General features: G+C 61.3%; 19 protein-coding genes. 10 read left to right on the top strand and 9 right to left on the bottom strand.

All coding sequences use genetic code 11. The features are described from left to right. Position 1: 1 nt before the first annotated feature. From FGF54_RS09960 to FGF54_RS09950, 3 genes are read right to left on the bottom strand one after another with little or no spacing between them, the layout of a single operon-like run. On the bottom strand, positions 2 to 2,812 hold the full coding sequence (locus FGF54_RS09960) for a DUF4159 domain-containing protein (protein WP_142779558.1): 2,811 nt from the start codon (positions 2,810 to 2,812) through the stop codon (positions 2 to 4). Continuing rightward, on the bottom strand, positions 2,809 to 3,735 hold the full coding sequence (locus tag FGF54_RS09955; protein ID WP_003523086.1) for a DUF58 domain-containing protein: 927 nt from the start codon (positions 3,733 to 3,735) through the stop codon (positions 2,809 to 2,811). Before FGF54_RS09955 ends, FGF54_RS09960 begins: the two co-directional genes overlap by 4 nt. A 25-nt stretch (positions 3,736 to 3,760) precedes the next feature. Next, positions 3,761 to 4,771, bottom strand: coding sequence for a MoxR family ATPase (locus tag FGF54_RS09950; protein ID WP_142779557.1), 1,011 nt, complete (start codon positions 4,769 to 4,771; stop codon positions 3,761 to 3,763). A 175-nt stretch (positions 4,772 to 4,946) separates the two neighbouring features. Between FGF54_RS09950 and FGF54_RS09945 the strand changes: the two genes are divergently transcribed. From FGF54_RS09945 to FGF54_RS09935, 3 genes are read left to right on the top strand one after another with little or no spacing between them, the layout of a single operon-like run. Continuing rightward, entirely contained in the window at positions 4,947 to 5,576 is a 630-nt protein-coding gene (locus FGF54_RS09945) for a DUF1285 domain-containing protein (protein WP_142779556.1), read from the top strand. Continuing rightward, positions 5,573 to 6,205, top strand: coding sequence for a CoA pyrophosphatase (locus tag FGF54_RS09940; protein WP_003523089.1), 633 nt, complete (start codon positions 5,573 to 5,575; stop codon positions 6,203 to 6,205). The genes FGF54_RS09945 and FGF54_RS09940 overlap by 4 nt, the downstream gene beginning before the upstream one ends. Continuing rightward, positions 6,202 to 7,458 carry a CCA tRNA nucleotidyltransferase gene (locus tag FGF54_RS09935; RefSeq protein ID WP_142779555.1) on the top strand — a complete coding sequence of 419 codons (1,257 nt, stop codon included), beginning with the start codon at positions 6,202 to 6,204 and terminating at the stop codon, positions 7,456 to 7,458. Before FGF54_RS09940 ends, FGF54_RS09935 begins: the two co-directional genes overlap by 4 nt. Positions 7,459 to 7,482: 24 nt before the next feature. Here FGF54_RS09935 and FGF54_RS09930 read toward each other — a convergent pair whose 3' ends face one another. The 3 genes from FGF54_RS09930 to hemF form a co-directional block, all read right to left on the bottom strand. Continuing rightward, positions 7,483 to 7,668: a DUF1059 domain-containing protein gene (locus tag FGF54_RS09930; protein ID WP_003523091.1), complete on the bottom strand. Its 186-nt coding sequence runs from the start codon at positions 7,666 to 7,668 to the stop codon at positions 7,483 to 7,485. Positions 7,669 to 7,896: 228 nt separating this feature from the next. Next, on the bottom strand, positions 7,897 to 8,166 hold the full coding sequence (locus FGF54_RS09925) for a hypothetical protein (protein WP_078051779.1): 270 nt from the start codon (positions 8,164 to 8,166) through the stop codon (positions 7,897 to 7,899). Positions 8,167 to 8,289: 123 nt separating this feature from the next. After that, entirely contained in the window at positions 8,290 to 9,201 is a 912-nt protein-coding gene (gene hemF / locus FGF54_RS09920; protein WP_142779554.1) for an oxygen-dependent coproporphyrinogen oxidase, read from the bottom strand. Positions 9,202 to 9,330: 129 nt separating this feature from the next. On the opposite strand from hemF, the gene FGF54_RS09915 reads away from it, so the two are divergent. Further along, positions 9,331 to 9,606, top strand: coding sequence for a hypothetical protein (locus FGF54_RS09915; protein ID WP_003523094.1), 276 nt, complete (start codon positions 9,331 to 9,333; stop codon positions 9,604 to 9,606). Positions 9,607 to 9,641: 35 nt separating this feature from the next. Here the strand turns inward: FGF54_RS09915 and FGF54_RS09910 are convergent, their stop codons facing one another. Together FGF54_RS09910 and FGF54_RS09905 are read right to left on the bottom strand one after the other, a co-directional pair. Further along, positions 9,642 to 11,294 carry a Na/Pi cotransporter family protein gene (locus FGF54_RS09910; protein WP_142779553.1) on the bottom strand — a complete coding sequence of 551 codons (1,653 nt, stop codon included), beginning with the start codon at positions 11,292 to 11,294 and terminating at the stop codon, positions 9,642 to 9,644. 172 nt (positions 11,295 to 11,466) lie between these two features. Continuing rightward, positions 11,467 to 11,928 carry a tRNA (cytidine(34)-2'-O)-methyltransferase gene (locus FGF54_RS09905; RefSeq protein ID WP_142779552.1) on the bottom strand — a complete coding sequence of 154 codons (462 nt, stop codon included), beginning with the start codon at positions 11,926 to 11,928 and terminating at the stop codon, positions 11,467 to 11,469. Positions 11,929 to 12,162: 234 nt separating this feature from the next. Here FGF54_RS09905 and FGF54_RS09900 point away from each other — a divergent pair, with 234 nt between their 5' ends. The 3 genes from FGF54_RS09900 to FGF54_RS09890 all read left to right on the top strand — a co-directional run bounded on the left by FGF54_RS09900 (position 12,163) and on the right by FGF54_RS09890 (position 17,478). Further along, complete coding sequence (locus FGF54_RS09900; protein ID WP_142779551.1) at positions 12,163 to 13,038, top strand: phosphodiesterase; 876 nt, start codon at positions 12,163 to 12,165, stop codon at positions 13,036 to 13,038. A gap of 380 nt (positions 13,039 to 13,418) precedes the next feature. Beyond that, positions 13,419 to 15,269, top strand: coding sequence for an ABC transporter ATP-binding protein (locus tag FGF54_RS09895; protein ID WP_142779550.1), 1,851 nt, complete (start codon positions 13,419 to 13,421; stop codon positions 15,267 to 15,269). Between the two features lie 199 nt (positions 15,270 to 15,468). Beyond that, the gene (locus tag FGF54_RS09890) at positions 15,469 to 17,478 is read left to right on the top strand and encodes an ABC transporter ATP-binding protein (RefSeq protein WP_371259715.1); all 2,010 of its coding nucleotides are present in this window, start codon (positions 15,469 to 15,471) and stop codon (positions 17,476 to 17,478) included. Between the two features lie 9 nt (positions 17,479 to 17,487). Here FGF54_RS09890 and FGF54_RS09885 read toward each other — a convergent pair whose 3' ends face one another. After that, positions 17,488 to 18,420, bottom strand: a complete 933-nt coding sequence (locus FGF54_RS09885) for an endonuclease/exonuclease/phosphatase family protein (protein WP_142779549.1) — start codon at positions 18,418 to 18,420, stop codon at positions 17,488 to 17,490. 309 nt (positions 18,421 to 18,729) lie between these two features. On the opposite strand from FGF54_RS09885, the gene petA reads away from it, so the two are divergent. From petA to FGF54_RS09870, 3 genes are read left to right on the top strand one after another with little or no spacing between them, the layout of a single operon-like run. After that, a complete protein-coding gene (gene petA, locus FGF54_RS09880; protein ID WP_035239587.1) occupies positions 18,730 to 19,308 on the top strand; it encodes a ubiquinol-cytochrome c reductase iron-sulfur subunit in 579 nt (192 codons plus the stop codon). A 14-nt stretch (positions 19,309 to 19,322) separates the two neighbouring features. Beyond that, on the top strand, positions 19,323 to 20,645 hold the full coding sequence (locus FGF54_RS09875) for a cytochrome b N-terminal domain-containing protein (RefSeq protein WP_003523102.1): 1,323 nt from the start codon (positions 19,323 to 19,325) through the stop codon (positions 20,643 to 20,645). Positions 20,646 to 20,667: 22 nt separating this feature from the next. Further along, on the top strand, positions 20,668 to 21,552 hold the full coding sequence (locus tag FGF54_RS09870) for a cytochrome c1 (protein ID WP_003523103.1): 885 nt from the start codon (positions 20,668 to 20,670) through the stop codon (positions 21,550 to 21,552). The last annotated feature ends 61 nt before the right edge of the window (positions 21,553 to 21,613 follow it).

Raw genomic sequence — 21,613 nt, 5'->3', positions numbered from 1 at the left:
GTCACTGCCCCAACCGTTCGAGAAGTGCGGGAACGTGGACCTGATCGGCCTTGTAGTTGCCGGTCAGCATATACATCATGATGTTGACGCCGGAGCGGAAGGCATGCTCGCGCTGCATCTCATCCGGCGGCACCGTTGGCAGAACCGGCGCGCCCTGCGGATCGACGGCCCAGGCGCCGGCGAAATCATTGCCCGTTATCATGATCGGCGTCACGCCATCGCCGGAGGAGGAGAGGCCCGAGGTGGTCTTCGCCGCCCCCTGCCGTGATTCCACCCAGAGCGGCGAGCCGTTGTAACGGCCGGGAAAATTGGTGAGCAGGTAGAAGGACCGCGTCAGAACGTGGTCTTCCGGCACGGGCTCCAGCGGTGGGATATCGATATTGGCGAGGATCGCCTGCAGACGTTCGCCGTTAGGGCTGGTCGCACCGGTATCGAGCGAAGAGAACTGGTCGCGTGTGTCGAACAGCACGGTGCCGCCGGCGCGCATATAGGCGTCGATGCGCGAGATGGCGGCGCTTGAGGGCATGGGTGCCGTTGCGGAAACCGGCCAGTAGATGATGGGATAGAAGGACAATTCATCCTTGGAAATATCGAGGCCGACCGGCTGGCCGGGCTCCAGCGTCGTGCGCCAGGTCAGGAATTCGCTCAACCCCTGCAAACCCTGCTCGGAAATGCGGTCAACATCGTCTTCGCCGGTGCGGACATAGGCGAGATGCGTCGTGTCCAGTCGCTCGAAAATCTGCTCGTCGCCGGGTTTGGGATCGTCGGCGCGGGCGTCGGTTGGCGACATGGCGGCAAAGACGCCAAATGCCAGAAGCACTGTGGCGGCGGTTGCGCTGCGGGCTTTCGGCAGGCGTGCGAAGGCGCCGTTCATGAAGAGCACGATCAGGCTGTCGGCGATCAACATCAGGAAGGCGGCAATGAAGAGCGCCGGGCGCAGCGATTTCGCGGTTTCGCCGATCAGGGGTTCGCTGGTGGTGCTGACACCGGCGGCGGAGGTGTCGAGCGGGCGCAGCGTCGCGCCTGCCGGCAGGAGGTTGAGAGCCACGAAACCATCCTCTGTGCCATAGAGGCCGGGGGGATTGTCGAAACCGGTCCGGGGCGGCTGGCCGGCGCGCATTTCCAGCGGCCGGGCAGTGCCGATTTCGGCTGAGAGCGCGCCTTCCGCCGTCAGCAGCCGGAAGGGGGGCAGGGCAGCGGCCGGGGCGTTTGCGTTGGCGGAAGCGCCGCCCGCCTTCGACAATTGCACGATACGGCGCAGCATGTCGACGAAATGGCCCGAGATCGGCAGATCAGACCAGCTTGCCTCGGCGCTGACGTGGAAGAGCACGATGCGGCCCGCCTCGACAGTGCGGGTGGTGACGAGCGGCGTGCCATCGGCAAGGCTTGCCCAGGTGCGTTCGGCCAGATCCGGTGTCGGTTCGGCCAGAACCTGACGTTTGACGAGGACACCGTCGGCCTTCGGCATGCCGGCAAAGGCGCCGAAATTCGGGAAATCGGCAAGCGGCTGCGGCTCGGCCCAGGAGAGCGCGCCGCCAAGCGCGCGTTCGCCCTGTCTCAGCGTTACTGGTACCAGCGGGTCATCGGCGGGTGCTGCCGCAAGGCGCGGTCCGGCGAAACGGATGAGCGTGCCGCCGCCGGCGAGCCAGCGTTGCATCGGCTCATAGGTTTCCTGCGGCAGACGGCCGATATCGGCCATGACGATGACCGAGGGATTGGATTGCAGGATTTCCGGGATCGCCTGCGCCAGATCGGCCTGCCGCTGCGGGATGAGATCGGCGAAAGGCTGCAGCGCGCGGCTGATATAATAAAGCGGCTGCAGCAACGGCTGGAAATCATTGCCGGTTTCGCCGGCCAGCAACGCCACGCGGCGGCGACGGAAGCCGTCATCCAGAAGATGCACCGCACCCGCCGTCGATACGCCTTCGAGGGAGAGGCGGGCGAAATCGTTGCGCAGTTCGAAGGGCGCTTCCACCGTTGCCGTGGTTTCGGCCGCGCCGGGCGCGAAGTTTGCGACGCCGTTGGCGAGGATGCGGCCCTGGCTGTCCTGCGCATTGACGGTTATCCGGGTGGCTTCGGCGGTATCGAGCCGCGACAGTGTGACGCTCATGGCGTCGGCATTGTTGGTGGCGCCGGTAATGGCGGTGATTGCCTTGCCGTCGCCCTTCACGATGCGGAATTCGGCGGGGGAGAGGCTGGCAAGCGTTCTCATCGCGCTTTCATCCTGCGGGGTTTGAACGCCATCGGCAATATAGGCGATCGTGCCGGGGGCCGTGCCGTTCAGCGCCTCAGTGATGGCTTCCGCCGTGCGGATACGATCTGGAACGAGCGGCTTCGGCTTTGCTGCTGCGAGCTTTTCCAGTGCAACGGCTGTCGTTCCCGGTACGGCGTCATGTTCCGCATCGGCGGTGAAGCTGATGGAGACGGGGCGGTCGGCGCGCTCCGCATCGCCGATCAGGGCCTGAGCGGTCGCCACGCGCCTTTCCCAGTCGGGTGCGGAGGCCCAGCTATTATCGACCACCAGCACCAGCGGGCCGCTGCCGGCGATGCTGTTGTTGCGCGGGTTCACCACCGGATCGGCCAGCGCGAAAATTACGGAGGCGGCAAGCGCCATGCGCAGCAGGGTCAGCCACCACGGACTTTTCGAGGGCGTTTCCTCGCGTTTCAGCACCGTCGCCAATATCTTCAGCGGCGGAAACACTTCCGCCTTGGGGCGCGGCGGGGTGAGCCGCAGCAGCCACCAGATGGCGGGCAGCGCCAAGAGGCCGAAGAGGATATAGGGGCTGGTGAAGACGAAAGGCAATGCGCTCATCTGTGCCCACCGCCTTGCCCACCGCCCTGTGCTGGCGCGCCGGAAAGATACATGTGCATGGCGACGAGCGCCTCGGAAGCGAGATGATCGGTGCGGTGGAACACGAAGTTCCAGCCGAGACGGCGCAGCGACGAGGACAGCGCCTCACGCCTTGCGAGATAGGCGCGGGTGTAATCCTCGCGAATGGTTTCGGCACGGCCGGACACCAGTTTTTCGCCGGTTTCCGGATCGGTGAATTCGGTGCGGCCGGAATAGGGGAAGGTCTCTTCGGCCGGATCGGCGATTTCCACCACATGGCCGCGCAGGCCGCGCCGCGCCAGAGGCGAAATCCGCTCCATCACGGCTTTGGCATCATCGAGAAAATCGCCGATGAGGACGATGTCGCTCGCGCCGCGGATCATGCCCGTTTCCGGCATGCCCGTTGTCAGCGGTGCATGCATGATGGCGGCGGCCAGCCGTTCGGCGGCGTTTCTGGCCGAGACCGGCTCCATGATGCCGGGGCAGCCGATGCGCTCGCCCGAGCGCGCAAGGATTTCCGCCAGCGCCAGCATCAGTACCAGCGCCCGGCTTTCCTTGGAGACCGAGCCGAGGGTGGATTTGAACATCATCGACGGCGACATGTCGGCCCATAGCCAGATGGTGTGGGCTGCCTCCCATTCCCGGTCACGTACATAGGTATGGTCGTCGCGGGCCGAGCGCCGCCAGTCGATGCGCGACAGGCTTTCGCCTTCGGCATAGGGGCGGAACTGCCAGAAATTTTCGCCGATGCCGCGCTTGCGGCGGCCGTGCCAGCCGGCGGTGACGGTGTTGGCGATGCGCTTTGCCTCGACCATGCAGTCCGGCACCAGTGCGGCACGCTGGCGCGCGCGCGCCAGAACTTCGCTACCCGGCGTCTTGTCTACGATCTGGCCGATGGATGCCACATGCAGTCCTTTCGCGAACGTCGCTTCAGTTCTTCGCCTGCTCCACGAGGGCTGCGATGACATCGCGCACCGACATGCCTTCGGCGCGGGCCGCAAAGGTTAGCGCCATGCGGTGCTCCAGCACCGGTTCGGCCAGCGCATGGACATCGTCCAGCGACGGCGCGAGCCGGCCTTCGTAAAGCGCACGGGCGCGGGCCGTCAGCATCAGCGACTGGCCGGCGCGCGGACCCGGACCCCAGACAACGTGTTTGTCGGTCAATTTGTTGCCATGGCCGGGGCGGGCGGAGCGGATGAGCGAGAGGATCGCATCCACCACCTTGTCGCTGACCGGCATCTGGCGGATGAGGGACTGGATTTCCATCAGGCGCCCGGCATCGATCACGCCGCGCGCTTCACCCGAGGCGGTGCCCGTCGTGTCGAGCAGGATCTGGCGTTCGGCGGCAAGTTCGGGATAACCGACATCGACCTGCAGCAGGAAGCGGTCGAGCTGGGCTTCGGGCAGCGGATAGGTGCCTTCCTGCTCCAGCGGGTTCTGGGTGGCGAGAACGTGGAACGGCTTCGGCAGCTCATAGGTCTGGCCGGCCATGGTGATGTGATATTCCTGCATGGCCTGCAAAAGGGCGGACTGCGTGCGCGGGCTGGCGCGGTTGATTTCGTCGGCCATCAGCAGCTGGCCGAAAATCGGACCCTTGATGAAGCGGAAGGAACGGCGGCCGTTCTCGTCCTGATCCATGACCTCGGAGCCGAGAATATCAGAAGGCATCAGGTCCGGCGTGAACTGGATGCGGTTGGCATCGAGGCCGAGCACGGTGCCGAGCGTGGTGACGAGCTTGGTCTTGGCGAGGCCGGGAACGCCGACGAGCAGCGCATGGCCGCCGGAGAGGATGGCGAGAAGCGTGTTCTGCACCACTTTTTCCTGACCGAAAATGACCTTGGAGACTTCCGTGCGGATGGCCGCGATATCGGAAAGCGCCTTTTCGGCCGCGGCGACGATGGCCTTTTCATCGAGGGTTTCGCCGGTATTCATCACGCCCATGTCGCTCTCCTCATACCTTCGCCGCTGTCACAGTCGCATCCCGGTTTTGCTGACGGTCGGCCGGGACGGATTTTGCGCTGCATATAGCTTATTGCTCTCTTGGCCGCTGACAAGCGCCATTCGAATGACTATGTCGTGACTTAGTATTTCCTTATCGGCAAAGCGAGACTCGAATATGGCAGCGGAGACGATAAATTCGGCGGGCGATGCGGCCGGGCTTGCGGCGATGATTTCCCGCGCCGCCGAACAGAGCGGCGACGCCAAACGTGGGCCGGCCCCGGTGGAACGCTGGAATCCGCCATTTTGCGGCGATCTCGACATGGAAATCCGCGCCGACGGCACCTGGTTCTACCTCGGCACCCCCATCGGCAGGGCGCCGCTGGTGCGGCTGTTTTCCACGGTTCTGCGCAAGGATGAGGACGGTAAAACCTATCTCGTAACTCCTGTGGAAAAAGTCGGCATCCGCGTCGTGGATGCGCCTTTCGTCGCCGTGGAAATGAAGCTGACGGCCGGTGAGGATGATGGCGAGCCGCTACTGACCTTCCGCACCAATGTCGGCGATGTGGTGGAGGCAGGGCCGGAGCATCCGCTGCGGTTCGAGGTTTTCGGTGAGAACCGCGAATTGAAGCCCTATCTTCTGGTGCGCGGCCGGCTTGAAGCGCTCGTGTCGCGGGCGGTGATGTATGATCTCGTCGCACTTGGCGAGGTGATCGACGTGGAGGGCGTCGACATGTTCGCCGTGCGCTCGGGCGGGGTGACTTTTCCGGTGATGCCCGCCAAGGAACTGGAACGGCTTTCGCAATGACGACAACGGCATTCAAGACTTTTACCGCCGCCGATTTCCGCTGCCGCGTGCTGCAGGAAGGCGAGGGCGTGGCGGAGCGGGAGCATGGCGACCATGTGCTCAATCCGGGCGTGGTGCTGTCTGGAAACGGCATCAGGCTGAAGGACGCCGCCGTGCTGGTGCCGGTCATTGATGACGGCAACGATGCGCGGGTGATCTTCACCCAGCGCACGGCCACCCTGCGCAAACATTCCGGCCAGATTTCATTTCCGGGCGGCGGCATAGATGCCGAGGACCGCACGCCGGAAGAGGCGGCGTTGCGCGAGACGGAAGAGGAAATCGGCCTTTCGCGATCTTTCGTGGAAACGGTCGGGCGCCTGCCGGACTATATTTCCGGGACGGGTTTCCGCATCAAGCCGGTGCTGTCGATCGTCCGGCCCGGCTTCGATCTGACGCTCAATCCAACCGAAGTGGATGAGGTTTTCGAGGTGCCGCTGTCCTTTCTGATGGACCCGGCCAACCACGGGCGCGGCAGCCGCATCTTTCAGGGGAAGGAGCGGTTTTTCTATGAAATGCCCTATGGCGAACGTTACATTTGGGGCATTACGGCGGGCATCGTCAGGACGATTTACGAGAGGTTTTATTCATGAGCAGCCTTGCCGGGCGGGACTGGTTTCAAAAACCGGCGCTGAAGCGCATCTTTACGCTTCTGAATGCCGATGGCGGCGAGGTGCGGATCGTTGGCGGCGCGGTGCGCAATGCGCTGATGGACCTGCCGGTGGTCGATGTCGACATGGCGACGACGCTGACCCCTGACGTGGTTGTTGCGCGGGCCAAGGCGGCGGGCATCAAGGCCGTGCCGACCGGCATCGAACACGGCACGGTAACGCTGGTGATCGATGGCGAAGGTTTCGAGGTGACGACGTTGCGCCGCGATGTCGAAACCAATGGCCGCCACGCACAGGTAGCCTTCGGCACCGACTGGCAGACCGACGCCGAGCGGCGTGACCTCACCATCAATGCTCTTTATGCCGATGAAAAGGGCGAGATCATCGACCTTATCGATGGTCTTGCCGATATAGAGACCGGCACGGTGCGCTTCATCGGCGATGCGGCGATGCGGATTTCGGAAGATTACCTGCGGATTCTCCGGTTTTTCCGCTTTTTCGCCCATTATGGTTCCGGCCGCCCGGATGCGGACGGCTTGCGGGCAAGTGCGAGGGCCAAGGACAAGCTGGGCACCCTTTCAGCCGAGCGGGTGTGGAGCGAGCTGAAAAAGCTGCTTTCCGCCCGCGATCCTTCGCGCGCCCTTTTGTGGATGCGGCAATCGGGCGTTCTGGCGGAAATTCTTCCCGAAACGGAAAAATGGGGCATCGACGCCATTCATGGGCTGGTGGCGACGGAGCAGGCTCTTGGCTGGGCGGTGGACCCGATGCTGCGGCTTGCCGCCATCGTGCCGCCGGACAGGGACAGGCTGGCTGCCCTTGCCGCGCGCCTCCGGCTGTCGAAAGCCGAGGCGGCTTATCTTGCTCATTGGGCTTCGGCTCCTGCGGCTGACCCAGAGCTGAAGGAAACAGCGCTAGACCGGTTGCTTTATCGTCAGGGTGTCGAAGGCGTGAAGACGCGGCTGAAACTGGCGCTTGCTTCGGCCCGTGCCGATCTCTCTGTCGGCGACACGGCCATGCAGAAAGTAGCGCGGCTTTCGACTTTGCTGACGAGGGCGGAAAAATTCCACAAACCCGGATTCCCGCTGAGCGGTGCGGATGTGATGGCCGCGGGCGTCGAGGCCGGCCCGAAGGTGGGCGAAGTGCTGAAAAGCCTCGAGGAAAAGTGGATCGACGTCAATTTCTCACTCGACCGGGCAGCGTTGACCGCCCGGCTGAAGGATATGCTGGAGAATTGAGGTCAACAACGGCGGCGTTGCGGCTCAGGCCGCATTTGCCTCGTCGCGAATGCGGGATTTGATATTTTCGATCATGTTCTCGCGGATGACGGTTTCGCCGTGTGCCGATCGCATATGTTCCACGGTGCGACGCACAACTTCGGCGTCGTCATCTGCGCGCGTGTGCCAGGCACAGCCGGGCACGAGCGTTCCACATTCAAACAGTCTCATGGTCTTGCCTCCCTGTTTTAGAGCGCCATGCGTCCGTTCGGACGCATAAAGGACGCTCTAACATTTTGAGTCTGCACATTCTCCCTGTCGAAAACCGGAATCGATTTTCGACAGGGAGAATGTGCGAGAGTGAGGGACAGCAATTCGATTGCCTGCTGTCCCTCCGACAAGAAACGAATGTTCACCGCTTATGTTCCAGAGCGGCGTCCTTCGACCTTATTCAGGCCCCTATTCGGGCATCGCCCAGCACTGGAAAACAGAGGATGTGCCGGCTGCCGGAATTTTTGTACGAGGCATTTCGTCATTGGCTGCCCGCCGTGCCGTTTTTTGTCCGGCAAGGGAGCGTTTTACCTGTTCGACATAAAAGGAATGCGGCAGTTCGCGATCACCCGTGGCGCGCATTTCCGCTGCCAGGCGGTCGATCAATTCCGGGGTATCGATGGATTGCGGTGCTCCCTCGGGGGAAGCAGAGATAGGCATGCTGTTCGAAGTAATCATGACGATAGCTCCTCCAGTACGTCTGCGGGGAGGAGACTATCATTGCCTTGATTTTTCCATAAGTCCTAATTTGCGCTATTTGCGACAAATTGGCTGATGAGCGTCAAATTTACGTGAGGTTTTTTAGGGCCAGCGCACTACCGGCGGTAGAGAGGAGAGAATCGATTCGACATTGCCGCCGGTCTTGAGGCCGAAGATCGTGCCGCGATCGTAAAGCAGGTTGAATTCCACATAGCGGCCGCGGCGGATAAGCTGTTCATCGCGGTCCTCTTCCGTCCAACTCTGGTTGAAATTGGCGCGGACGATTTTCGGATAGACCAGATTGAAGGCGCGGCCGACATCCTGCACGAATGCGAAATTGGCGTCCCAGCCGCCATTTTCCTCCTGCGGGTGCAGCCAGTCGAAAAAGATGCCGCCGATGCCGCGGGCTTCGTTACGGTGCTTAAGGAAGAAATACTCGTCGCACCATGTCTTGTAGCGCGGATAATCGGCAACCGGATGGCGGTTGCAGGTGATTTCGAAGGCGCGGTGGAAAAGCTGGCTGTCCGGGTCTTCCTGCGTCCGTCTGCGCCCCAGCACCGGCGTCAGATCCGCGCCGCCGCCGAACCAGTGGCTGGTGGTGACGACCATACGGGTGTTCATGTGCACCGCCGGCACATTGGGATTGACGGGATGGGCGATCAGCGAGAGGCCGGAGGCCCAGAAACGCGGGTCTTCTTCCGCACCGGGTATCTGCTTGCGGAATTCCGGCGAGAATTCGCCATAGACGGTGGAGGTGTGGACGCCAACCTTCTCGAAGACGCGGCCTTCCATCATCGACATCTTGCCGCCGCCGCCCTCGCCATTGTCGCGCAGCCAGTCTTTCTGGACGAAACGGCCGGGCTCCTGGTCGGAAAGAGGGCCGGTCAGATCGTTTTCGAGGGTCTCGAAGGAGTTAACGATGGTGTCGCGCAGATGCTGGAACCAGGCTTGGGCAAGGGCCTTCTTGTCGTCGATGTCGTCGGGCAAGCCCTTCGGCAAGATTGGCCGTTCCATGCGTATTCTCCTTAGGTGAAGTCGATTCCCTGTCGCGTCTAGCAGGTGCAGGCCCCGCGCACAAATTCGACTCGCCAAGTTCACATGCGGGCACTATCTTTATCGATGTAGGTGCCAGAGGTGAATATCATGACGAAATTTACCGGACCGCCGCCCCTCGACGGGCTGAAGCGCAGGATCGCCAATCACCGCAAGGCGCGTGAAGGCTCGGGCGACGACAAGACGCGCAATGGCATGTTCGTGCGGCAGACCTTCTGTCTCGGACGCGAGGAAGCCCGCGCCAAGGCGCGCGAATGGTTCGACAGCTTTCCGAAAGCGGCCTACTGGACGGAAGTGGAAAGTTGGCGGCAGCTGGAAGGCGACCGCATCGAGTTCACCATGCGGCGGCTTCCTTCGGCCGATTGAATTTTAGAGCGTTTTCGCTTTTCCTGGAAATGCTTTCAGGCGCGGGGCTCGGCATAACGCAGGCGGCTTTCGATCAGCACGCCGCTTTCATCCAGAATGGGATGTGCCACCGTGACGATATGGGCGTTGATACGTTTGAGGTCGCGCAGCATGTCGAGATGCAGCGAACTGGTCTGCATGCTTTCCGCAAGCCCGTCGCGCAGCCGCTCCAGATGGCGGTTGGAGGACTGTTTTTCGAGGCGGCGTATATCCACCTTGCTTTCCATCAGCCTGCGGGCGAGCTCGAAATCGCCGGTTACCAGAATGCTCTGGGCGGCGCGCAGGTTCTCGATGGTCATGTCGAACAGGGTTTTCAACTCCTCATAACCGTCATCGGAAAATTTGAAGCTGTTCAGCACCTTCTTGCGGATTTGCTCGCAGATGCCCTTTTCAATGATGTCGCCGATATGTTCGAGGTTGATGGCATAATCGATGATGGCGATCGAACGGCGGGCTTCTTCGTCGGAAAGCCCCTTGCGCCCCAGCTGCGACAGATAGACCTTCACCTCCTGCTGGCGGCGGTCCACCTTCTTTTCGAGCAGGGAAACCTCCTGAAGCGGCGCCAGATCGTTATGCTTGAAGGCGTTTTCGGCGCGGATCAGCATCCGCTCGATGCTGTCGCCGACGCTTAAGACTTCGCGGGTGGCGTTGGCAAGCGCCACGACCGGCATGTCCAGCGCCTGCTGATCGAGGAAATTCGGGCCGTCTTCGGCTTTCGGATCGCCCGGCACCAGCCTTGCCATCAGGTCGGACAGGAGGCCGGAGAAGGGCCAGGCCAGCGCCGCCAGAATGACGTTGAAGATCAGATGGGCGTCGACCGGCAATTTTGCCGGCGAAAGCGGCAATTGCTGCAGGAATTCCGCGCCATAGGAGGCAAGCGGCAGGGCGATGAGGCAGCCAATGGTGCGCACCAGAAGGTTGCCCATGGTGATGCGCCGCGCCGAGGCGGGGCCGGAAAGCGTGGCGATGACCGGCGGAATGGCGCCGCCGAGATTGGCGCCGAGAATGAGCACGATGATGAGGCCGGTGGAAAGCGTGCCGGTGGCGGCGAGCGACAGGATGAGCACCACGACGGCAAGGCTCGAAGACGAAACGAAGGCGAGCACGGCGGAAAAGATCAGCGCGACGGGCCATGCCCCGTCAAGCAGGCCGATAAAGACGCCGAGAGCCGGCGAGGCGCGCATCGGTTCTGTCGCGCCGCTCAACAGATGCAGCGACAGAAGCATGAGGCCGATGCCGATCAGCGCCGTTCCGCCGCCCTGCCGGGCATTGGAGCTGCCCTTTTTCAGAATAATGCCCGCAAGGATCAGCAGCGGCGACAGCCATTCCACCCCGGCCGCGACGATCCATGCGGTAACGGCGGTGCCGACATTGGCGCCGAGCAGCACCACCTGCGCCATGCGTGGCCTGATGAGGTCTCGTTCAGCAAAGGAGGCGACGGTGAGCGCCGTCGCCGTCGAACTTTGCAGCGCGACGGTGGCGAAGAAGCCGGAAAAGAAGGAACGCGGACCGTTCTGGGTGCCGGTGGCCAGCACGCTTCGCAGTTTCATGCCGAAGGCGCGGGTGACGCCATCCTTGACCTGGGCAAGGCCGAAGAGCAGCAGCGCGACTGCGCCGAGAAGGTTGACGATGACAATGGTGGATTGCATGCGACGTCTCCTCACACCCGCCGGCGGGTGGTTCCGGCGAGCACGATTTTTATTGTCCGGCTAATCAGTATAGGAGCCTCGATGCCCTCGGTACAGGCCGGGTTGCGACAGTTTTGAAGTAAAAACGGTCAAATTTTGTATTTGCCCGAAAAATTGGCGTTAAAAATGACGCCTATGCCCATGCCACCTGGCGCAAAGCCTCGCCGGCGATCATCGCCGCCGACATGGCGACGTTGATGGAGCGCTGTCCCGCCACCATGGGGATGATGATTCGCACCTGCGCCTTTTCATGCACATGGTCGGGTACGCCCGCACTTTCGCGGCCGAAAAGCAGGATGTCATCCGTGCGGTAGGCGATCTTCGTATAGGGCAGGGCGGCTTTGGTGGAGGCGAGAACGAGACGGCGGCCGGTGGTTGCCCGCCATTCCTCGAAACGGTCCCAGCTGACATGACGCGTCAGCGCCGCCGCCGCGATATAATCCATGCCCGCCCGTTTCAGGTTGCGGTCGGAAATATCGAAACCCGCCGGCTCGATGATGTCGACGCCAAGGCCGAGACAGGCGGCCAGCCGCAGGATGGTGCCGGTGTTGCCGGGAATATCGGGCTGGTAAAGGGCGATCCTGATATCGGGCATGGACGTCTCACTACAGTTGGCGTGCCCGTCCGATTATCACGGGCAGGGGCCGGGCGACAGCTATGCTGTGAAAAGTCCCTTTGAGGCGTCGTTCCCGGCCGGATGTTCATTCGCGTGACACACAGGGCGGCTACCCATTCACCGGAACATCGTCGGGCTTGCCGGGACCATCGCGAATGGTCGGGACAGGCTGTTTCGAGCCGGATTTTCTGCACGCAACAACAGGAGGACACAATGTCCGAACGGGTGAATTTCGTCCATCTGACCGATCTGCATGTGGGCAATCCGCAAGTGCAGGACGATGATCTTTATTCCGAGACCTCGGCCACGCTTTCCGCGACGCTTGCGCAGATCAAGGCGCTCGTGCCGCCGCCTGAATTCATCGTCGCCAGCGGCGATCTGACCAACAGGGGCGATGCCGGCAGCTATGAGGAACTCAAGCGGCTGATGGCGGAAGCGGAACTCGATATGCCGGTGCTCTTCGCGCTCGGCAATCACGACCGCCGCGACGGTTTTTATCCGGTCATGCTCGACCGCCATGAGGATATGGATGAGCCCTATGACCATGCCGAGGTCATTGCCGGCATCCACATCATCGTCATGGATACCAGCGTTCCGGGCAAGGTCGGCGGCGCTTTCGAGCCGGGGCAGATCGAATGGCTGGAGGATGAGCTGGAAAACCACCCCGAACTGCCGAAGCTGCTGGTGATGCACCATGCGCCGGCGCTCGATTTCGACCGCCCGGATGCGGAGTGGGAATCGCTTTCCTTCGCGGATACCGAGGCTCTGGACGAGGTGCTGTTCGAGCATGATGTCATCGGCATTCTTGCGGGCCACATCCATTACGACCGCATGTCGCACTGGCAGGGCATTCCCGTCGTGGTCGGCATCGGCCAGCATTTCGCCACCGATCCGCTTTGGCTGCATGAGGGCGTGCGCATGTTGTCCGGTGCGTCCTTCGCCATCGGCACGATAAGGGACACGGGCCTGACCGTCACCTTTGCGCCGCAGCCCAGCGATCGCCGGGAATTGAAGCGGCATACGCAGGCCGGAATGGTTGAGTTGATTGCGAGCTATGAAAGCGCAGAGGCGCAGGACGCGGCCGAATAGGGCGACGTGCGCATCGTTTAACGGGCGGAGACCTCGCGGGGTCATCTCCGCCCGTTCGCCTTTGGGCGGCACCCGCATGTTTTCTCGCGTATTCGGTGTCTTTCCGACTGGTCATTGACTAAATTTTGCGCTACAAGGCCATATCTTCAACACCAGCCAAGGGAGGTTCTCATGCTAAATGATGTTCGTATTCGCCTCCCGGCCCTCGTCGTGCCGCTGCTGGCTTAGGTGTTACTCCGCGGTTCGCCCGCGTTTCCCATTTTTCGATTCGTCATGTGGCTGTCACGGCCATATCCAAAGACTTTTCCGTTCCGTCGTGAGCCATATTTGTGTCCGCTCACCATGTCACGATGGAGCGATTGATTGCCGGAGCTTGGCCTATGTTTGGCTGGTTTGAAAAACGCCTCGATCCTTTTCCCTCTTCGGCGCCCTCCGTGCCGCCAAAGAAGCTTTTGCCGTTCCTGTGGCATTATGTGAAGCCCGCATGGCCATGGCTCCTGCTGCTTGGCCTGATGTCCATGGGCATCGCGATTGCGGAAGCCATGCTCTACAAATTCCTCGGCAATATCGTCGACTGGCTTTCCACGGCCAATCGCGAGACGTTTTTTGCCGATGAGGGCTGGCATCTGATCGGGATGGCGGCGCTGGTGCTCTTCGTGCTGCCGGTGATGGGCGCCGTCCACACCATGACGATGCACCAGACGCTTGCCGGCAATTTCGGCATGATTGCGCGCTGGAAGATGCACCGTTTCCTGCTGCGCCATTCCATGAACTTTTTCGCCAATGAGTTTGCTGGCCGCGTTTCCACCAAGGTGATGCAGACGGCGCTGGCGATCCGCGAAGTGGCGCTGAAGGTGATCGACGTCTTCGTCTATGCGATCAGCTTCGTCGTCTCGATGCTGTTCATGGTCGCGGCGGCGGACTGGCGGCTGGTCATTCCGCTGCTGGTGTGGCTCGGTATCTATATGGCCATCCTCGCTTATTTCGTGCCGAAGCTCGGCCGGCTGGCGCAGGAGCAGGCCGATGCGCGCTCGATGATGACGGGCCGGATCGTCGACAGTTACACCAACATCTCGACGATCAAGCTGTTTTCCCATGCGGGGCGCGAGGAAAGATATGCGCGTGAGGGCATGAACGTGTTTCTCGGCACGGTTCACCGCCAGATGCGCAAGATTTCCGGCTTCAACATCCTGATCGACCTCAACAACGCCCTGGTGCTGTTTTCCACGGCGGCGCTCGGTCTTTATTTCTGGATGCAGGGTTCGGTCACGGCCGGTTCGGTCGCCATCGCCATCAGCCTTGCCATGCGTGTCAACGGCATGTCGCAGTGGATCATGTGGGAAGTCACCTCGCTGTTCGAAAATATCGGTACGGTCTATGACGGCATGTCGATGATGACGAAGCCGCACGACATCGTCGACGTTCCGAAGGCGCCTGAGCTTGCGGCCCCGCAGGGCGCGATCCGTTATGACAATGTCCGTTTCCACTACGGCAAGAACAAGGGCGTGATCGACGGGCTGACGCTCGACATCAAACCGGGCGAAAAGGTCGGTCTGGTCGGGCGTTCGGGTGCGGGCAAGACGACGCTGATGAACCTGCTTCTGCGTTTCTACGATCTGGAAGCGGGCAGGATCACCATCGACGGGCAGGACATCTCGAAGGTGTCACAGGACAGCCTGCGCGAGCTGATCGGTGTCGTGACGCAGGATACCTCGCTGCTGCACCGTTCGATCCGCGACAACATCGCTTATGGTCATCCCGAAGCCACGGACGAGCAGGTGATCGCGGCGGCGAAGCGGGCGAATGCCTGGGACTTCATCGAAACGCTTGTCGACATGCATGGCCGTCAGGGCCTCGATGCGCAGGTGGGCGAACGCGGCGTGAAGCTCTCCGGCGGCCAGCGCCAGCGTATCGCTATCGCCCGCGTCTTCCTCAAGAACGCGCCGATTCTGGTGCTGGACGAGGCGACTTCGGCGCTCGACTCCGAAGTCGAAGCGGCGATCCAGGAAAACCTGTTCTCGCTGATGGAAGGCAAGACGGTGATCGCGATCGCCCACCGCCTTTCGACGCTGACCGAAATGGACCGGCTCATCATTCTCGATAAGGGCCGGATCGTGGAGGCGGGCAGCCATGCGGAACTGGTGGCGATGGGCGGTATCTATGCCGACCTGTGGCGGCGCCAGTCCGGCGGCTTCATTGCCGACCATGAGGCGGAAGTGGCCGCAGAGTAAGGAAAGACGGAGGGCGGCAAGCATGGTTTCCCGCCCTCTCGCCTATGATATGTGCGCTAACCTCTCCTCCGTCATGCCGGCCTTGAGCCGGCATCCAGCCATGGCGCGTCTGCGCCGTGAGAGGAGTCTTTTGCGATCAAGGACTTGATCGCGCTGGACCCCGGATCAAGTCCGGGGTGACGGTGTGGGGATGCAGCCGATGCGCAAAATATCGCTGGGTCGATTTAAGGACGGGGAACGTTTCCCGCCCTTTTTCATTCCCCGAATGTTACCGAAATATAATCTCTTCCCGAAGCCTTCGCGGCTGTTCCCGCTCCGGGAATCCGCCTATATCCGGATCATGGTTATTACCCGCATCTTCGAGTTTTTCGAGAACTGGATAAAGCCCTTCGCCCGCAAGGACGATTTGCGGCCGCCTGAAAGCACGTTCGCCTTTATCTGGTTCTACATCTCGCAGGCCAAGGCGCCGTTTTTCGCCATGCTGGTGCTGGGCGGGCTGACGGCGGCCATCGAGGCGGCGCTGTTCTGGTTCGTCGGGCGGCTGGTGGATATTCTCTCCACCGTGAAGCCGGAAGAGGGCTGGGCGGGGCTGCTTGCGGCCCATGGCGGCGAGCTGGTGGGCATGCTGGTGCTGATCGGCGTCGTGCGTTTTATCGTCACCATGGTAACGGCGCTGGTGGATCAGCAGATCATCACGCCCGGTTTTTACAATCTGGTGCGCTGGCAATCCTATATGCATGTGGCGCGGCAATCGCTGACCTTCTTCCAGAATGATTTTTCCGGCCGCATCGTCACCAAGGTCTGGTCGGGCGGGCAGGCGGCGGGCGATCTCGTCACCTCGCTGATGGAAAGCGTGTGGTTCGTCGGCATTTATTCCGTTTCCATGCTGTTCCTGATTGGCGGGCTGGACTGGCGGCTTGCGGTCGTCGTCGTCGTCTGGGTGGGGATATTCTCGCTGCTGGCGCGCTATTTCGTGCCACGTATCCGCTACCATTCCAAGGAAACGGCGGAAGCCGCCTCGATGCTCTCCGGCCGCATGGTGGATGCCTATAGCAATATCCAGACGCTCCGGCTGTTCGGGCGAGATGATGCCAATGACCGCTACATGCGGCAGGGTTTCGACATTTTCCAGCATGCGACCATGACATTCACCCGGTTCATCACCGGCGTGCGCGCCTCCATGGCGCTGTTGTCCGGCGTGATGATCACCTCCATGGCCGCGCTCTGCATCGATCTGTGGCTTTCCGGCAAGATCAGTTCCGGTGCGGTGGCCTTCACGCTGGCGCTGGTGCTGCGTCTCAACTTCCTGCTCGGCCGGCTGATGACGCAGTTCAACGGCATCATGCGCAATTTCGGCACGGTGCAGAATGCCGCCGAACTGATTTCGCAGCCGATCGGTCTCGTCGATGCGCCGGAGGCGACGGTGCTGGAGGTCAGGAAGCCGGGCATACGTTTCGAAAATGTCAGCTTCCATTACGGGCGCGCGAACGGCGTCATCGACCATCTCAACCTCGAAATCAGGGCGGGCGAGAAGGTAGGCATCGTCGGACGTTCCGGGGCGGGAAAATCCACCCTCGTCAATCTGCTTCTGCGTTTTTACGATGTCGAAAAAGGCCGCATCCTGATCGACGGGCAGGATATCGCCAGGGTGACGCAGGAATCGCTGCGCGCCCATATCGGCATGGTCACGCAGGATACGTCGCTGCTGCATCGCTCCATTCGCGACAACATCCTGTTCGGCCGCACTGACGCCACCGAAGCGCAATTGCAGGAGGCGACGCGGCGCGCCAAGGCGGATGATTTCATCGCCAGACTCGAGGATCAGCGCGGTCGCAAGGGGTTCGACGCGCATGTGGGCGAACGCGGCGTGAAATTGTCCGGCGGCCAGCGCCAGCGCATCGCAATCGCCCGCGTGATGCTGAAGGACGCACCGATCCTCGTGCTCGATGAGGCGACGTCGGCGCTCGATTCGGAGGTGGAGGCGGCGATCCAGAGCAATCTGGATGAGCTGATGCAGGGTAAGACGGTGCTGGCCATCGCCCACCGCCTGTCGACGATTGCGGCTCTCGACCGGCTGATCGTGATGGACCAGGGGCGCATCGTCGAACAGGGCAGCCATTCCGATCTGGTCATGCAGGGCGGTCTTTATTCGGAACTCTGGGCGCGGCAGTCGGGCGGTTTTCTTGCCGCGGACGAAGCGGCGCAATAAGGCCTTCGACTATTTCCCGATCATGAAGTCCGCCATCAGGCCGTAATGATTGGAGCCGAGGCTGTCGGGCAGGCGGGTGGTTTTCATCAGCGTCGCCGGTTCGCGGGCGAAGATGTGGTCGATGGCGATGCCGAAGCGGCCGGCCTCTGTCGGCCATGTGGCGGGTTCGAGGGTCGCTTTCTTCAGATCGTTGGCGGCGAGGAAAGCGCGCATGTCAGGGGCGATGCTGGCCGAATTGAAATCTCCGGCCAGAATGAGCGGCCCGGTGACGCGAAAGAGAATTTCACTGACTTCATCGAGTTCATCGCGATGATAATCGTCGAAATAGGGCTTGGTGATATGCCCGGCGGCGAGCGTCAGTTCCGTGCCGTCGAGATCGATATGGGCTATGGCAAACCGATCCCGGCGAAGATCGCTGAGGCTGTGGAAACGGGCTTCCAGCAACGGTCTTTTGGACAGGATGACCAGATCGCATCCGGGCGTTCCGGTGTAACAGCCAAGCCTGTGCGGATAGGTTTGCTGCAGACGCGGCAGGGCCGATTTCAGCGCCGCCGCCTCGAAAAGATAGACCGCATCCGCGCCCGATTCGACAATCGTGTCGGCAATCGCATCCGCATTGGCGGCATTGTCCATCAGCACGTTGAAGGACAGCAGCCGGAAGGGTTTGGCGCCCGGCGCCGGGGTGGCGGATGTGGAAAATTCCAGAAGCATGGCAATGGCATGGATGGCGAGCGCAAACGACCAGACGACGAGGAGCGCCGAAACCGCGTCGCGCGTCAGCCAGAAAATGAGGCATGAGAGCAGGATACAGACGATGGCGATGTGCAGCTGGAAACTGGTGACGAAGGCGAGAAGCCAGAAATCCGTCACATAACGCAGGCTGGCGACGAAAAGAACGGCAGCCACTGCCGTGGAGACCATGCAAGAGAGCTTCGCCGTCATCCGAATCCCTGCTTTCCGCGCTCTCCCTTGAAGTCTCCTAACATGGTGCATGGATGCGCACAATGTTGCCCGCCTGCCAAGGACGGCGAAAAAATGCGAGCCAAATCGGCCCCCTCCAGCAGAATTACGGCAGCTTTGTGTGCTTTGCTCTTGCCAAGTCAGTCAATATTTTGCGATCAAACACATGACGCGGTTTCTCAAATGCCGCGAGAATGACCAGGACGATGGGACGGAGTTTGTCTTGGATCAAATCATAGCGGGAGGACTCATGCGATTTACGGCAAAAACAGCGCAGAGGATGGTGTAGCGGTGAGCGAGCACGTAACCAATCACGACGCTTCGGGTGAACCGACCCGTCGCGATTTTCTTTACCTAGTGACGGGAATGGCGGGCGCTGTCGGTGCCGCCGCAGTTGCATGGCCCTTTATCGACCAGATGCGCCCCGACGCATCGACGCTGGCGCTCGCCTCCATCGAGGTGGATGTCACGGCCGTCGAGCCGGGCATGTCGCTTACCGTGAAGTGGCGCGGCAAGCCGATTTTCATCCGCAACCGCACGGAGAAGGAAATCGAGGAAGCCAAGGCCGTCGCTCTCGGCGATCTGAAGGATCCCGTGGCGCGCAATGCCAACATCGCCGCTGACGCGCAGGCGACGGATATCGACCGCTCCGCCGGCGAGGGCAAGGAAAACTGGATCGTCATGGTCGGTTCCTGTACCCATCTCGGTTGCATTCCGCTCGGCCAGGCCGGCGATTTCGGCGGGTGGTTCTGTCCCTGCCATGGCTCGCACTACGATACGGCGGGCCGCATACGTAAGGGTCCGGCGCCGCAGAACCTCGCCATCCCGACATTTGCATTCACATCCGATACCGTGATCAAGATCGGATAAGGGGACAGATATTCATGAGTGGCCATTCCAGTTATCAGCCGTCCACCGGCATCGAAAGGTGGATCGATTCGCGGCTTCCCTTGCCGCGCATGATCTATGACAGCTTCGTTGCCTATCCTGTCCCGCGTAACCTGAACTACGCCTACACCTTCGGCGCGATGCTTTCCGTCATGCTGCTGGTGCAAATCCTCACCGGCGTCGTGCTGGCCATGCATTATGCGGCCGAAACGACGGTTGCCTTCAATTCCGTCGAAAAGATCATGCGCGACGTCAACCATGGCTGGCTGCTGCGCTACATGCATGCCAACGGTGCGTCGTTCTTCTTCATCGCGGTTTACCTGCATATCGCCCGTGGCCTTTATTACGGCTCCTACAAGGCGCCGCGCGAAATCCTCTGGATTCTCGGCTGCGTGATCTTCCTGCTGATGATGGCGACGGGCTTCATGGGCTACGTTCTGCCTTGGGGCCAGATGTCCTTCTGGGGCGCAACCGTCATCACCGGCTTCTTCACGGCTTTCCCGGCCATCGGCGAATGGATCCAGCAGTTTCTGCTCGGCGGCTTTGCCGTGGACCAGCCGACGCTGAACCGCTTCTTCGCGCTTCACTATCTGCTGCCCTTCATGATCGCAGGCGTCGTGATCCTGCACATCTGGGCGCTGCATGTGACCGGCCAGACCAACCCGACCGGCGTTGAAGTGAAGAGCAAGACCGACACGGTTCCCTTCACACCCTATGCGACGCTGAAGGATGCGCTCGGTGTTTCCGTGTTCCTGATCGGTTATGCCTGGTTCGTGTTCTACATGCCGAACTTCCTTGGCCACCCCGACAACTACATCATGGCCGATCCGCTGAAGACGCCGGCGCATATCGTTCCGGAATGGTACTTCCTGCCGTTCTACGCCATGCTGCGCGCCATCACCTTCAACATCTGGATCATCGATTCCAAGCTGGGCGGCGTTCTCGTGATGTTCGGCGCGATCGTCGTGCTGTTCTTCCTGCCCTGGCTCGATACGTCGAAGGTGCGTTCCGCCGTCTATCGTCCCTGGTACAAGATGTTCTTCTGGCTGTTCGTGGTCAATGCCATCATGCTCGGCTGGCTGGGTTCACGCCCGGCGGAAGGAACTGGCCTGATCGGCCTGCTCACCGGCGATCTGAAAGGCAATTATGTCGGCTATTCGCAGCTCGGCACGCTTTATTATTTCGGTTTCTTCCTCGTCATCATGCCGATCCTCGGTCTGGTCGAAACGCCCCGGCGTATTCCGAATTCGATTACCGAGGCCGTTCTCGAAAAGAACGCCGCCAAGACGGGTGCCGCATCTGCGGCTGCCGAAGTCTGAGCGCGAAGGAAGGATGACGACAATGAAGAAGCTTGTAACGAGCATCGCGCTTTTCGCCGCCATCGGCTGTTCCGCCGCCGCCTTCGCGGCGGAGGAGAGCCATGATCTCGCCGCCCAGACGGAGCACGCGATTGCCGGGGGTCACTTCCCGGTCATCAAGCCCGAGGAGCAGAGCTGGTCCTTTGCCGGACCCTTCGGCAAATACGACAAGGGCCAGCTTCAGCGCGGCCTGAAGGTCTATAAGGAAGTCTGCTCCGCCTGCCATTCCATGAGCCTCGTTTCCTTCCGCACGCTGGAGGATCTCGGCTATTCGGACGAGCAGGTGAAGGCTTTCGCCGCGGAATATGAAGTGCAGGACGGGCCGAACGCCGATGGTGAAATGTATAATCGCAAGGCCGTGCCTTCCGATCATTTCCCTTCGCCTTTCCCGAACCATGAGGCGGCTGCCGCCGCCAACGGTGGGGCGGCCCCGCCCGACATGTCGCTGCTCGCCAAGGCGCGCGGCGTGGAGCGCGGCTTTCCGCAATTCCTCATCGACATGATCCCGATCGTCGGCGGTTATCAGGAAGGCGGCCCGGACTACATCCATGCGCTGCTGACCGGATATCAGGATCCGCCGGCCGGCGTTGAAGTGTCGGAAGGCACGCATTTCAACCCGTATTTCGTCAGCGCAGCCGCGCTGAAGATGGCGCCGCCGATCAGTGCCGATCAGGTAACCTATGACGACGGCGCGCCGCAGACCGTGGACCAATATTCCAAGGACGTTGCTGCGTTCCTGATGTGGGCGGCAGAACCGCATCTGGAAGAGCGCAAGCGCACCGGCTTCATGGTCATGGTGTTCCTGTTCATCTTCACGGCGTTGATCTATCTCACCAAGAAATCGGTCTACGCCAACAAGGAACATTGATCGGCATCTAGAGATGCCTGTCAGTCATTGGCCCCTACGGTCTTCCGTGGGGGCCTTTTCA

This window comes from Agrobacterium sp. T29 (assembly GCF_006970545.1).
Taxonomy (GTDB): Bacteria; Pseudomonadota; Alphaproteobacteria; order Rhizobiales; family Rhizobiaceae; genus Agrobacterium; species Agrobacterium leguminum.
This window is presented reverse-complemented; position numbering and strand designations above follow the sequence as displayed.